The organism is Streptomyces sp. HSW2009, assembly GCF_040240285.1.
Lineage (GTDB): Bacteria > Actinomycetota > Actinomycetes > Streptomycetales > Streptomycetaceae > Streptomyces.
The window spans coordinates 1-14,182 of sequence record NZ_JBEHZD010000162.1; the positions used below are offsets into that span (position 1 = coordinate 1).

General features: G+C 71.4%; 8 protein-coding genes, 1 tRNA gene and 1 pseudogene. 7 read left to right on the forward strand and 3 right to left on the reverse strand.

Annotated features, from left to right (window positions below):
* Positions 1-219 precede the first annotated feature (219 nt).
* From AAHZ94_RS14720 to AAHZ94_RS14730, 3 genes are all read right to left on the reverse strand, one after another.
* On the reverse strand, positions 220-1,170 hold the full coding sequence (locus AAHZ94_RS14720) for a chaplin (RefSeq protein ID WP_349993325.1): 951 nt from the start codon (positions 1,168-1,170) through the stop codon (positions 220-222).
* 143 nt (positions 1,171-1,313) lie between these two features.
* Positions 1,314-1,547 carry a chaplin ChpH gene (gene chpH / locus AAHZ94_RS14725; protein ID WP_349993326.1) on the reverse strand — a complete coding sequence of 78 codons (234 nt, stop codon included), beginning with the start codon at positions 1,545-1,547 and terminating at the stop codon, positions 1,314-1,316.
* Positions 1,548-1,724: 177 nt separating this feature from the next.
* The gene (locus AAHZ94_RS14730) at positions 1,725-3,062 is read right to left on the reverse strand and encodes a M20/M25/M40 family metallo-hydrolase (protein ID WP_349993327.1); all 1,338 of its coding nucleotides are present in this window, start codon (positions 3,060-3,062) and stop codon (positions 1,725-1,727) included.
* Between the two features lie 231 nt (positions 3,063-3,293).
* Here AAHZ94_RS14730 and AAHZ94_RS14735 point away from each other — a divergent pair.
* From AAHZ94_RS14735 to AAHZ94_RS14765, 7 genes and pseudogenes are all read left to right on the forward strand, one after another.
* A tRNA-Leu gene (locus AAHZ94_RS14735) sits at positions 3,294-3,381 on the forward strand.
* 523 nt (positions 3,382-3,904) lie between these two features.
* Positions 3,905-5,110 (forward strand): helix-turn-helix domain-containing protein, encoded by a 1,206-nt coding sequence (locus AAHZ94_RS14740; protein WP_349993328.1) that lies wholly within the window; start codon positions 3,905-3,907, stop codon positions 5,108-5,110.
* A 750-nt stretch (positions 5,111-5,860) separates the two neighbouring features.
* The gene (locus AAHZ94_RS14745; RefSeq protein WP_349993329.1) at positions 5,861-6,478 is read left to right on the forward strand and encodes a hypothetical protein; all 618 of its coding nucleotides are present in this window, start codon (positions 5,861-5,863) and stop codon (positions 6,476-6,478) included.
* A gap of 347 nt (positions 6,479-6,825) precedes the next feature.
* Positions 6,826-7,074, forward strand: a complete 249-nt coding sequence (locus tag AAHZ94_RS14750) for a CPCC family cysteine-rich protein (RefSeq protein WP_349993332.1) — start codon at positions 6,826-6,828, stop codon at positions 7,072-7,074.
* A 697-nt stretch (positions 7,075-7,771) separates the two neighbouring features.
* The gene (locus tag AAHZ94_RS14755; protein ID WP_502964676.1) at positions 7,772-9,781 is read left to right on the forward strand and encodes a DUF8823 domain-containing protein; all 2,010 of its coding nucleotides are present in this window, start codon (positions 7,772-7,774) and stop codon (positions 9,779-9,781) included.
* A gap of 575 nt (positions 9,782-10,356) precedes the next feature.
* On the forward strand, positions 10,357-12,471 hold the full coding sequence (locus AAHZ94_RS14760) for a GTP-binding protein (RefSeq protein ID WP_349993331.1): 2,115 nt from the start codon (positions 10,357-10,359) through the stop codon (positions 12,469-12,471).
* A gap of 361 nt (positions 12,472-12,832) precedes the next feature.
* Positions 12,833-13,969, forward strand: a pseudogene (locus AAHZ94_RS14765) (glycoside hydrolase family 26 protein); the annotation flags it as partial.
* Between the last annotated feature and the right edge of the window lie 213 nt (positions 13,970-14,182).

Consider the following 14,182-nt stretch of genomic DNA (forward strand, 5'->3'; position numbering starts at 1 on the left):
CCCCCCCCCCCCCCCCCCCCGCGCGCGCCGCCCCCCCGCCCCCCCGGGGGGCGGGGCGGGGGGGGGCGCGGGGCGCCGGCGGGCGCCGCCCCCCCCCCCCCCCCCCCCCCCCCCCGCGCTCCACCCGTGGTCACCGACCCGCACCCGCTGGTGTCGGATCGGCCCGCACCGCCCCGGCCGACCCGGTCGCCGGGGGCGGGGCGGTGCCTGCGGCAGCGGTTAGGCCGCGCGCGACCTGCGGTAGAGCACCGTGCCTGCGAGCAGCAGGCCGGCGCTGGCGGGCAGGGCGATGGCCAACGAACCGGCGCCGGTGGCGGCGAGCTGGTCGGTGGCCTTGGAGATCAGGTCCTCAGCAGGGCGCTCCGAGCGGGACGCCGGCAGCTCGGGGCCGCGCTCCATGTGCGTCTCGGTCTGCGGGGGCGTCTGCACCCAGGGCCCGGGCGGCTGCTCGGCGTGCGGCGGCTTGACCGGCTCCGGCTTGGGCGCCGGCTCCGGACGGGGCTTGCCCTCGGGCTTCGGCTCGGGCTTGGGCTTGGGCTTCGGCGGCGTCACTTCCTCCCGCTCGGGCGGCTGCGGCGGCGTCTCGCGGACCACCGGGCCGGCGTCGTTGGCGCACTTGTTGCCGAGCGCCGGGTTCAGCAGCCCGATGACGTTGATCGTGTTGCCGCAGGCGTTGACCGGCACGTGCAACGGCACCTGGAGGTTGTTGCCCGAGCCCACGCCGGGCGACCCGTGGGCGCCGCCCTGGGCCAGCGCCCCACCGGACTGCGTGCCCTGCGCGGGCACGCCGCCAGGTCGCGGAGCGGTCTGCCCCGGAACCGTGTGCTTCCCGGTCCCGCCGGGCGTGGTCTTACCGGGCGCGGTCTTACCGGGTGCCGTCTTGCCTGGCGTCTTGCCCGGCTTGGCGTTCCCCGTGGTGCCACTGCCGTCCACGTTGGCGCATCTGTTGCCGGCTGCCGGGTTGAGCGCGCCGACCACGTCCACGGTGTTGCCGCAGGCGTTGAGCGGGATGTGGATCGGCACTTGTACGTTGTTGCCGGACAGGACGCCCGGTGAGCTCGTGGTGGCACCGCTGGCGGCCGAGTCCGCTTGCGCGTAACCGCCGGCCACGGCGAGTACGCCACCCGCGGCGGCCATGGTGATCAGGCCCTTCTTCGCGACCTGTCGCATAGGTTTGGTTCCCCTGATTCTTGCCGTCCGGAAGACACGGGAGCGCGAGCGCGCCCCGCGCCAATGCCCAGCGGCCCCGGAGTGCATGGCGCGCACTCCGGGGCCGCCCGGGTCTCACCCCCTTGCGGGGGCGAGGCTTAACGTCACTTGTTGATGCAGGTGTTGCCCAGGGCCGGGTTCAGCAGCCCGATCACGGAGATGGTGTTGCCGCAGACGTTCACCGGCACGTGGACGGGCACCTGGATGTTGTTGCCCGAGATCACGCCGGGCGAGCCCACGGCAGCACCCTGGGCGCCCGAGTCGGCGGCGGCGACGCCCGCGCCGGCGAGCAGCAGGCCACCAGTGGCAGCCGCAGCAGCGACGACCTTCTTGATCATTCTTCCTCCTTGTTGGCAATGCGGCCCCAGCCGCGGACCGCACACCCTGTAACGAAGGGGAAGTATTCGAGCAACGCGTCAAACAGGGCGTTCACTCTTCTCAGCTAACGCCCCGGGTGTCACTTGCGAAACGTGTCGATTCCGGACCCGTCGACACCCCTCAGCGACACCGAACGATCAGCAAGCGTCGATGAACCGGTCGAGCACCCGGACCCCGAACTTGAGCCCGTCCACCGGCACCCGCTCGTCCACGCCGTGGAACATCCCGGCGAAGTCCAACTCCGGCGGGAGCTTCAGCGGCGCGAAGCCGAAGCCGCGGATGCCCAGGTCGTCGAAGGACTTGGCGTCGGTGCCGGCCGAGAGGCAGTACGGCACGGCGCGGGCGATCGGGTCCTCGGCGCGCAGCGCGGTCTGCATGGCGTCCACCAGCGCCCCGTCGAAGGTGGTCTCCAGGGCCTTGTCCGCGTGCACGTCCTCGCGCTTGACGCGCGGGCCGAGGATGCGGTCCAGGTCGGCCAGGAACTCCTCCTCGAAGCCCGGCAGGAAGCGGCCGTCGACGTGCGCGGTGGCCTGGCCGGGGATCACGTTGACCTTGTAACCCGAGTCGAGCATGGTCGGGTTGGCGGTGTTCCGCAGCGTGGCGCCGATGATCTTGGCGAGGCTGCCCAGCTTCTCCAGCGTCCCGTCCATGTCCTCCGGGTCGAGCGGCACGCCGAGCGCGTCGGAGAGCTCGTCCAGGAAGGACCGTACGGTCTTGGTGACGCGCACCGGGAACTGGTGGCGACCGAGACGCGCGACCGCCTCGCTGAGCTCGGTGATCGCATTGTCCTTGTGGATCATCGAGCCGTGGCCCGCCGTGCCGTCCACGGTGAGCTTCATCCAGTGCATGCCCTTTTGCGCGGTCTCCACGAGGTAGAGCCGCAGGTTCTCGTTGACGGTCAGCGAGAAGCCGCCGACCTCGCTGATCGCCTCGTTGACGCCCTCGAAGAGGCCCGGGTGGTTGTCGACCAGGTAGCGCGCCCCGTACGTACCGCCCGCCTCCTCATCGGCGAGGAAGGCCAGCACGATGTCGCGCGGGGGCTTGCGGCCGGTGCGCAGCCGGTCGCGGACGACCGCGAGCGTCATCGCGTCCATGTCCTTCATGTCCACGGCGCCGCGGCCCCAGACGCAGCCGTCGGCGATCTCCCCGGAGAAGGGGTGGTGCGTCCAGTCGTCCGCGTTGGCCGGGACGACATCGGTGTGCCCGTGGATCAGCAGGGCCGGCCGCGAGGGGTCCTCGCCCGCGATGCGCGCGACCGTCGACGCCCGGCCCTGGTGCGACTCGAAGATCTGCGGTTCGAGGCCCACCTCGGCGAGCTTCTCCGCGACGTACTCGGCGGCGGCGCGCTCGCCGGGGCCCGAGTGGTCGCCGTAGTTACTGGTGTCGATGCGGATCAGGTCCCGGCACAGGTCGACGACCTCGTCCTCGCCGGTGATGCCGCTGGAACCGGTCCCGGCCGGGTTCGACTCGCTCACGCTGCCTCCTCGTCGTTCGTACGCCGCGCGTCCGCCCCCGGGCGGGGTCGCCCGAGGCGTGCTCCGCCGTCCATACTCCCGCGCCGCCGTGCCCAGCCCAAGGCGGAAATACTGCCGATACGCGCTCGTCACACGGGTCCACGGGCCGTCCGGCCGGGTGATCGAGCACCCCCGGATGTTTGCTATGGTTTTCCACGTCGGAACGGGCACGGCCCGGCCGACAGACACCTAGTCCGGGTGGCGGAATGGCAGACGCGCTAGCTTGAGGTGCTAGTGCCCTTTATCGGGCGTGGGGGTTCAAGTCCCCCCTCGGACACCAGCTAAGACCCCTGTTGAGCAGGGGTTTTTTGCTTTTTCGGGGTTCAGGTGACCAGCGCGTGACCAGCGGCCGAGGGAACTTCCTGGTCCGACCCGAAAGGTCTCTGCGGGGTACAACCGGTTGAGCGCCATTCGTCAGTGGGCCGGCCCCTTTCAGGGTGCCGAGGCCCACCTGGCTGGCTGGCTGGCTGGCTGGCTGGCGCCGGAACGGTTTGGAACCGTCCCTGTTTCCTCTCACCGACAACCCCGCGAACGAAGCTGCGGGGCCCCGTCGGTGGGCGGGGTTGGCCGGCTTCCGTACGGCATGCTGCCGCAGGTGTGTGGGGAGGGCGTCGCCAGTGGGAGTCGTGTATTAGTCGCGTATCCATGCGGTGGGGGCTCCCTCCCGAGCACCTTTCTCTCGTCTCGCGCCGCTGTTGGACCTGTGCCGGGCACGTCATCGGCGGGGTCCTGAGCGCGGTCGAGCCGGACGGGCGTGGGCATACCTTGGTCCAAGACGCTGCACTCTTCCGACGGGTGGGACCATGGCGACAACACTGGGAGATCGGCTGGCGGAACTGCGCCTGCGTCGGAGTCTGACGCAGGAACAGCTTGCGGAGAAGGCCGGACTCAGCGTGGACACGATTCGAAAGCTGGAACAGAACCAGCGCATGACGGCCCGTATGAGCACGCTCAACAAATTGGCTTGGGCTCTGGACGTGGAGACGTCCGTCCTGCTGGGAGCCCCCAAAGTGTTGGAGCCGAGGAATGAGACGGAGCCGCCGAGCCTGCTCGCCCTGCGGCAGGCGGTGACACCGCTCTCGGGCTTTCCCGGAGTCGGCGATCCCGAAGACGCTCCAGCACCCACGATCGCCCAATTACGCGACAGCATCCGGCGTACGGAACGTATCCGCCGCCAGGGAGAGCTGAGGAAGATCACCGCGCTCCTGCCGACCCTGCTCACCGATGCCCGCGCTGCTGTCCGTGAGTACACCGGGGAAGACCGGGCCGCGGCCTTTGCGGTACTGGCTGAGACTTATCAGGTGACTGCGACGACTCTTACCGCGTTCGGCAAAGAGGACGCCGCGTATACAGCTCTGGAACGTTCGATGGCAGCGGCCGAGCAGTCCGACGACCCGCATCTGGAGGTCATCGGAGTCTCCACACTTTCCTGGATCTTCTCCAAACAAGGGCGCATCACAGATGCTGAGAACGTCGCGGTGCGGATGGCCGAGCGCATCGAACCCGGATTCCGCTCCGACCCCATCGAACTGTCACTGTGGGGAATCCTCTTACTCCGCGGTGCGAGTGCCGCAGTTCGGGCCGAGCGGTCCGACACGGCGGAAGACCTGCTCTCGCTGGCCGCTGCCGCGGCCACACGGGTAGGAACGGATCGGCTCGACTACGCGACGCCCTTCGGACCCACGAATGCAGCGGTTGCGACAGTGAACGCATACGTGGATATGGGGAAGCCGGACAAGGCACTGAGCCACGCCAAGAGGATTTCCGACGTCGGCGGCATTCCGCCTACCTGGCGCGCTCGGCATCATCTGGATGTTGCGCTCGCCTACGCGGAAATGAACCGCGACTTTGAAGCAACGAGGGCCCTGCTCGCTGCCGAGCGAACGGCCCCGGAATGGATGCGGTACCACTCCACGTCCCGACATCTGGTGGCGGAGTTGCGGGAACGTGAGCGTCGACGTAGCTCTCCCATCACCGCTTTGGCCGTCCGCCTGGAAATTGATGTCTGACCAGGACGTGGTGTCCTACCCGGGTTGAGTGCTCGCACATCCTGTCCCTGGGCTGGGCTCGTGCGTGATTGCACAGTGGTCACCAGATCACGCACGGTGCGGAGGCGCTGAGCAAGGCTCAACTGCTCTCCGGCACGGGAGAGGATGACATGCGCACACACGCCCTACCGTGGACCACGGCTACAGCTCCCAAGAAGGTGACTACGTCGCCCACGGGCTCCGCGAGCGACCGTACGGACGATGGCGAAGGGGATGGCGAGGCGCCGCAGGCACCACAATTCGCTTCACCGCTACTCGGTGATGTGTTGCAGTGGCCTCCGTGCCGGTGCGGCAACACGGAGGTCTGTCCGGAACTCCGCCCCAAGTCGGCCGGGCCTCTGAATCTGTACGGCTCTTCCGACGTCCGGGTGGAGTGGGTGTCGCCGTAGACCTCGCTGCCGGGTTGCGTACACGGATCACGTACGCAGAAACCCAGTGCGCAACCCCGACGTGCAACTCGGGGATCGGATTGATGACGACCCCGATGCGGTGCCCACCTGGAGCCATTGGCGCATCCCCCGGCATGCGGGGCGCCGCCGCATTCGTCTGATGGCTGTGGCCGACCTCGTGGTCTGAGCCGCACATCAGCACCTCCCACCCCCTCAACTCCCGCTCTCCGCAGGCGTTGTGCGCGAGGCCCCCGGCTTGCGCCCCCTGGCCCTGCGGGAAGCGGGCTCCCACCCTGCTCTGATATCTGCCTTGTGTAATGAGGTGAATTCCTTCGTGCCAGAAATGAGCTTCGCTCGGGAACTGTGGCGCATTGCCGCTCTCGTACGTTTCGATGAGGGCGAACACCGGGACCGGGCGATAGCGGATATTCCCTGGCTGGTGTGCGCCATGCAGGAGAGCATCGCGTGGACCTGGTTTCCCCGGCTGATGCAGAGCGAGTTGGTCGAGGCGTGCGAGCTCAGCGCTCGCCTCATCCTTTCCCGCCGGGGCGACGACAGGCTCGCACGGTGGGTGCTGGCGCAGGCGATGGACCGGGCGGCCGGCATCTGTGACTCCCGGGAGCGCCGTGCGGCCCACGGCGTACGACCTGTGGCGGAAACCGTAGGCAGGCCCGTTGAGTTCGAGCCGTCGCCGACATCGCACATGACGTTGGAGGGTGCGACCGTGGCGGAATTGTCCTCCATGGAAGAGCTGTTGCGGCTGGCGATGTCGCCGGACGGAGCGGCACGGCCCGTCGATTGCCCGCAGTGCGCGAGGTTCAGGCATCTGCTGAATGACGCCTTGGGTTCCGCTGCCGCGCCTGCCGCTGCCCAGGTCGTCGATGCCTTGCAGGTGCACATGGTGCTGGGGCACGGGGTTGAGCCGCCACCTGGAGGCTAGCGGTGTGGACTTGGCCTGGCCCACCCCGAACAGTGAAATTGCGCCGGCATCGGTCGGGAGGCTGGCGTTGTGAGGGCGCCGCGCCCTGAAGCTCAGACCCGGGAGGCCAGGTCAGCTATACCCCGTGGCTGACCGCGATGCTCTCGGCGGTCGAGGAATGGACGCAACACCGAGGGCTCAGGTAGGCAGAGGCGCCCCGACCCCAGCCGGAGACCTCAGCCACAGTAGCCCCCTGCGGCTAGCAGGGGGCTACTGTGATAGCTCAATTGACCGCACCAGAAAGTCCTCTGATATGTGAGCCAGGAAGTATTGGGATGAAAAAATCCCAGGCACGGAGAAATAATGCAATGAAGCGATTTCCATGTCCCTGCTGTCGGTTCATCACTCTTGAGACCAAGGGGTGGTTTGAAATTTGTCCCGTATGCGGCTGGGAATTTTCTGGACAAGATGACCAGAATGCCGATGAATATGCCGGAGGGCCTAATCGTGTAACTCCGACTGAAGCTAGGGAGAACTTCGCAAAGCTCGGCGCATCGGAAGAGCGCAGGCAGTCACACGTTCGCGCACCGCGACCTTGTGAGCAGCTCGGAGAGTGACCGTCGAACCTGCGTCATGGAAGGCGCTCCTAGCGGCTTCGCGCGGCGGAAGGCAGTATCCGTGGTCTGCGGTGCTGGTCGGATGTGACGACTTCGACCGGCGCAAGGACAGAAGGACAGTCTGCCGACTCTGCGGCCACGCAATAGCCCGGATCGGGGACGCTCGCTGGCGCCATAGTGCCGCGGCGCCCATGTCCCGTGGCTGTCCGGCCGCCAGCTTCGACCGAGACGGCACTTGGGACAACTCCCTCAACGGAGCTTGGAAGGCGAGCCCGCCCAAGACGTATCGGTGAGGTGGCCACGTTTAGGGCGCCTTGCATGTCACTCCGTGTTCGTCATCACACCCCACCCCGCGCCCACGCGGCGAGCCGCCGATCACTTCACGGCCTGGGATCACGGGACCGGTCGTGCCCGAGTGGTCACGGTCACTGGGCACGCGGGGCGGCGCGGCGGATACCCGGGTGCGCCCGGTGCGTACCGGTACGTACCGATGTCCGGCCGTGACCGATTGTGGTGCCCGCCGGGACTGTGGGCCCAGGTTTGGGTGGGGGTGTGGGGTGGCTGGGGGTGGTTGGTCCGTGGGGGGTGATCCATGGGGTGGATCGAGCGGCAAGTTAGTCGCGGTCGGTGCTGTGCTAGCGTCGAAGGCCGCTCTCAAGCCGGAAGCGCTGGGGCGGGTCCCGGGGGGACCGGGTCGATGACAAGCGTCGATGGCGAGCATCGACGGCAAGTGCAGACCTCGGGGAAGACTGGGGAGAGAACCGCAGTGACCACCGACGGCCCGGCGCGGGCCCACGTCAGTGGCGGCGATGACGCCGCCGGATGTGCCCAGACGAAGCATAGGCAGCCGAGCGAGCAGACGGACAGACCGGCGACTGGCATCGAGGTGCCCGCCGACCTGGGTGCGCGGATCAGACGGGGCGCGGTGCGGGCCCTGGTCCACCCGGTGGGCGCCGCGCTGGCGCTGGCCGGCGTGCTGCACCTGCTGTGGGTGCTGCTGATCGCCAACAGCGGCGGCGACCTGGCCGCGCAGGACGCGTGGGCGACCTTCGCCACCGAGTACCCGGGGTACGCGTACAACTTCGCCTGGTTCGGTGGCATGCACCCCGTCTCGTACAGCGTGATCTCGCCGTATCTGATGGCGGAGATCGGCGTGCGGACCACGATGGTGATCGTCGGCACGCTCTCCGCGGGGCTGGTGGCGCTGCTGCTGGTGCGCAGCCGTGCGGTGCGGCGGCCGATGTTGCCGGCGCTGTACGCGGCCGTGGCGCTGACCTTCAACGCCGTCTCGGGCCGGGTGACGTTCGGGCTCGGCCTGATGTTCGGGCTGGCGGCGGTCGCGGTGATCTTCGCCTGGCCCCGGAAGTGGCGCTCGCGGCGCTGGTCGCACCGGCTGGCCAGGGGCGGGGCGGCGGCGACGCTGTCCGCGCTGGCCACCCTGTCGAGCCCGGTCGCCGGTCTGTACGTGGGCATCGTGGCCGCCGCGCTGTGGGTCACCAAGCGGCGCCCGGCCGCGTACGCGCTGGGTGTGACGCCGTCGATCGTGGTGGCGCTCTCGGCGTGGCTGTTCCCGTTCTCGGGGACCATGCCGATGGACTTCACCTCGGTGATCGTGCCGTTGCTGAGCGCCGCCGCGGCGTACTTCTTCGCGCCCAAGCAGTGGCGGACGGTCCGGGTGGCCGCGCTGCTGTACGGGCTCGCGGTGGTGCTGGTGTGGGCGATCCCCTCGCAGATCGGGTCCAACATCACCCGGTTCGGAATGATCTTCGGCGGTGTGGTGCTGCTGGCCGTGGTGCCGCCGTTCAAGATGCCGCGGCTGAGCCTGTCGCGGGCGCTGAGTCGCAAGTGGGCGGCGCTGACCGTGGCCATCGCGGTGGTGGCGATCGGGCAGGCGTCGCAGTCGACGGCCGATGTGATCAAGACCACGCCGTCGGAGTCGTGGGGGCAGGACCGGCTGCAACCGCTGCTCGACCAGCTCGACCGGGCGGGCGCCGAGCGCGGTCGGGTCGAGGTGGTCCCCGCCCAGAGCCATGTGGAGTCCTCCGCCATCGCCCCGCACTTCAACCTGGCCCGGGGCTGGAACCGGCAGGCGGACAAGGGGCGGAACCCGATCTTCTACGAGGAGGACCGGCTCACCCCGGACAGCTACCGGGCGTGGCTCGGGCGCTGGGCGGTGCACTTCGTGGTGCTGCCGAAGGACCGGCTCGACGGGGCGGGCGAGGCCGAGGCCAAGCTGGTCAGTAAGGGCCTGCCGTACCTGGACAAGGTCTGGGCCGACGAGAACTGGAAGCTGTACCGGGTCGTCGACCCCACGCCGATGGCCGAGGGTGCCGCCACCGTCACGCGGGCGGGCGCGGAGGAGCTGACCATAGACGTGCGGGCGGCCGGTCCGGTGCTGATCCGGGTGCCGTACTCGCCGTGGCTCGGGTTGATAGACGGCAAGGGCAAGAACGTCGAGCCGCCGCGCGCGGGCGAGGACGGCGCGGCGCCGATGAACACCCAGGGCTGCCTGACCAAGGAGGTCCAGGAGGTGCCCGAGGGCGAGCCCGAGGACGAGTGGACGGTGCTGCACGCGCCGAAGCCCGGCACGTACCACATCGGTGGACGCTACAAGTTCCCGCGCGGTACGGCCTGCCCGCACGACGTCGTGGAGAGCGCGAGCGCGCAGACCAGTGCGCTCCGGGCCGCGGACGGGGCCGGTCGCTAGCGATCGGGTACTGCGGGGCGCGTACCGTCTCGGGCGCGCGTCGGCCCGGGGCTGGCGTCGGCTCGGAGTGCGCACCGGCCCGGGGTGTGCGGCAGGTCTCGGCGCGTACGAGAAGTATCTGGAGGGGGTCCCGCCCGGCGGGGCCCCCTTCGGGCTGTCTGGGGCGGTGTCGAGAAATCCGCGCCGTGGGGGTTGCTAGGGGGATGTGGGCGCCTGGGCCCGACGGGTGGGTGCGGTACGCGATGGCGGGCGCGTGGGCCGGGTGTGCGGGTGGGCGCGCGGCGGAGGGTAGGCCGCGGGTCCGTGTGGAGCGGGCGCGTGGGCCGGGTGTGCGAGTGCGCGCGGGGGCGGACGGGGAGGCCGCGGGTCCGTGTGGAGCGGGTGCGTGGGCCGGACCCGTGAGGCCGGGCGTAATTCGGGTGCCGGTGCGGGGCGGGGGTGGGAGGATGCTGCGGCGCCTGCCGAATCGGTGGTGGGTGCGGTCATGCGTACGGCGAAGGAGCGGCAGATGCGGCGAGCTTTCGGAATCTCCCAGGTCCCCCATCTGACGAGTGTTTCCGAGGACTTCGCCACCCATGACCACTGTGAACATCGGCATTCTGGCCCACGTTGACGCAGGGAAGACCAGCCTGACCGAGCGGCTGCTGTTCGACGCGGGCAGCATCGATCGGCTCGGCAGCGTGGACGCCGGCGACACGCAGACCGACAGCGGCGACATCGAGCGGCAGCGCGGCATCACCGTGCGGACGGCGGTCGCGCCGTTCCTGGTCGGTGACCGTCAGGTCAACGTGATCGACACCCCCGGGCACCCGGACTTCATCGCCGAGGTGGAGCGGGCGCTCGCGGTGCTCGACGGGGCGGTGCTCGTCGTCTCCGCCGTCGAGGGCGTCCAGCCGCAGACCCGTGTGCTGATGAAGACGTTGCGCGCGCTGGGGCTGCCGACGCTGCTGTTCGTCAACAAGATCGACCGTACCGGCGCTCAGGACGCCGCACTGCTCGCACACCTACGGCGGACGCTGTCCCCGCAGGTGCTCGCGGTCAACGAGGTCCTGGACGTGGGGACGCGACGCGCCACCACCCGGCCGCGGGCATGGGATGCGCCCGCGGTGGCCGCGGAGTTCGCCGGGGTGCTCGCCGCGCCCGACGAGGGCCTGCTCGCCCGGGGGGTGGAGCGCCCCGGGGCGCCGCCGCCCCGGGAGTTGCAGGCGGCGCTGCGCGCGCAGACCGCGGCCGGCCTCGTGCATCCGCTCTACTTCGGCTCCGCGCTGACCGGCGAGGGCGTGGCCGCACTGGTGGACGGCGTCGTGGGGCTGTTGCCGACGCCGGGCGAGCGGGCCGGGGACGGCGCGGTGCGCGGCACGGTCTTCGCCGTCGAGCGGGCGGCCGGCGGGGCGAAGGTGTGTTACGTGCGCATCCGCTCGGGCGCGCTGCGGCGCAGCCAGCGGGTGGGGCTCTACCGGCGCGCGGCCGACGGCACGGTCACCGAACAGGCCGCGCGGATCACGGCGTTGGAGGTGGTCAGGCCCGTCGGGGCCCGGCCGGCCGGTGGCCCTGCGGCGCGCTCCGGCGGGCCGGGGGCGACCGCCGGGCAGCCGGCCATGAACGGCGGGGACATCGCGCGGGTGTGGGGGCTTGCCGCCGCGCGGGTGGGTGACCTGCTCGGCGACCCGGCCGACGCGGGCGGCAGCGTGCCGCCGGTGAGCGCCCGGCCCTTCCCGCCGCCCGGTCTGGAGTCGGTCGTCGTGCCGCGCACGCCGGCCCAGGCGCCGCGGCTGCACGCCGCGCTGACCGCGCTGGCCGACCAGGACCCGCTGATCGGGGCGCGTACGGTGCCGGGCCGGGGGACGGCGGTGCTGCTGTACGGGGAGGTGCAGAAGGAGGTCATCGCGGCGACGCTCAGCCGAGACTTCGGGATCGACGCCGCGTTCGAGCCGAGCCGGGTGCGGTGCCTGGAGCGGCCGGTGGGGCGGGCGGAGGCGTACGAGGGCATGGGCGACCGGGCGGAGACGCTGTTCTGGGCATCGATCGGGCTGCGGGTCGAGCCGGGTGAGCCCGGTTCTGGCGTGGTCTACCGGCTCGGTGTGGAACTCGGCTCGCTGCCGCTGGCCTTCCACCGGGCGATCGAGTCGACGGTGCGGGAGACGTTGGCGCAGGGCGTGTACGGGTGGCCGGTGACCGATTGCGTGGTGACGCTCCACCGGAGCGGTTTCAGCAGTGTGATGAGCACCGGAACCGACTTCCGCAGGTTGACGCCGCTGGTGCTGATGGCGGCGCTGAAGGCCGCTGGGACCCGGGTCTACGAGCCGTACCACGCCTATGAGTTGGAGGTTCCGCAGCCCGACCTGCCCGCTGCGCTCGCAGTGCTCGGTTCGGTGGGGGCGGAGGTCGCGGAGTCGGGCCCGGCTGCGGCGACGGGACCCGCCGGGGCGACGGAACACGCCGGGACTGCGGGGGCTGCGGCGCCCGGCGGGGCGGGGCGGCCGTGGTGCGTACGGGGTGCAGTGCCCGCGCGGCAGGTGGACGCGGTGCAGCGGCGGTTGCCCGGGCTGACGGGTGGTGAGGGCGTGTGGTGGGCGCGCCCGTCGGGCGACGGGCCGGTCAGCGGGCCGGTGCCGCGGTGCGAGCGCGCGGACGGCAATCCGCTGGACCGGGCGGAGTACGTGCGGTGGTTGGCGCTGGGCGAGCGGTAGGCGGGGGCTGGTGATGCGTGATGCGTGATGGGTGACGGGGGCTGGTGACCGGTGGTCGGGGCTGGTGGTTGGCGCCCGGAGTGGGGGGTGCGGGTCGCCCGCGTCCCTGGTGACGTGTGCGGCCACGGCGGCCCCGCTCCCCCGGCCGCGTACGGCGTGGGGGCGTACGGCGTGGGGGCGGCCGTGTTCCCGGTCGCCCGGGCGTGTGCCGCGGCGGGGCCGCGGTGCGCGCCGGGGCACGGTCGGGGGGCCCGGTGGTGCGGGGGCGGTGGAGGTTTTGTGGGGTGTGGGGGTGTGGAATACCTCAGCCTCGGCGCAGCAAGCTGGGTGTCCCCGCGGGTGTGGGGCGGAGGGAGCGGTCATGGTCAGCCGAGGTCGCAGGGCGGTCCGGGCGGTCGGGGTGGCCGCGGTCTGCGCCGCCCTGGCCTGGGGCGGGCTCGATCTGGTGACCGGCGGGGGTGGTGGGACCGGCGGTGGGGCCCGGCCGTCGCCGGTGGGTGCGGCGCATCGTGACCCGGCGCCCGCCCCCGCTCCCGCGCCGCCCGAGCCCTCCCCCACACCGCCCGGTCGGACCCCGGGCCCGCACGTCGCGCCGGTGCCCGAGGTGGCCTCGGGTGCGGCGGCGCCGATGGGGGCCTTCCTCGGCTCGGGGCCCGCTGCGCTACGGCGGATGACTGAATTTCAGCAGTGGCTGGACGGCCCGCCGCTGCGCGTCGGCCACACCTATCTCCCCGGTGACCTGTGGTCCAACATCGAGGGCCGGCCGGAGTTCCTGCGGGCCTGGACCACCTGGCGGCGGGCCGATCCGGCGCGGCTGCTGGTGCTGAACGTGCCGATGCTGGAGCGCAACGAGGCGGGCGTGTCGGACCGTGAGGTGCGCGGGCTGCTGCGGCGGGGCGCGGGCGGGGAGTTCGACCGGCACTTCAGGACGTTGGCCGAGCGGCTGGTGCGGCGCGGCGCCCCCGACACGGTCGTCGTACTCGGCTGGGAGATGAACGGCCTGACGTACACCGGCCGGTGCGCCCCCGAGCCGCGGGCCTGGCGCACGTACTGGCGGCGCATCGTGACGACCATGCGGGCGGTGCCGGGGCAGCGGTTCCGCTTCGACTTCGCGCCGAGCCGCGGCGAGGACGCCATCGGGTGGACGACCTGCTACCCGGGCGACGACGTGGTGGACATCATCGGCATGGACAGCTACGACCAGCCGCCGGGCGAGGGCTTCGCGGACTATGTGAACCAGCCGTACGGGCTGCGCCACCAGGTGGAGTTCGCGGCGGCGCACGGCAAGCCCGTCTCGTACCCGGAGTGGGGGCTGTTCCGCAACGGCGACAACCCGGAGTTCGTACGCGCCATGTTGGCGTGGATGGCGCAGCACCCGCCCGTCTACCAGACGATCACGGACTACTGCCCGCACGGGGTGTGGGAGTGCGAGCGCAGTCCGCGGTCCACCGAGGTGTTCCGGGAGGTGCTGGCGGGGGGGGGGGGGGGCGCGGCGCCGCGCGCGGGCGGGGGGCGGGGCGGGGCCGGAGCGGGGCCCCCCGCGCCGCCGCGGGGGGGGGGGGGGGTCGGGGTGGGGGGGGGGGGGGGCGGGGGGGGGGGGGGGGCGCGGGGGGGCGGGTGGGCGGGGGGGCGGGGGGGCGGGGGGGGGGGGGCGGGGTGGGCGGGGGGGGGGGGGGGCGGACGGGGAGGCCGCGGGTCCGTGTGGAGCGGG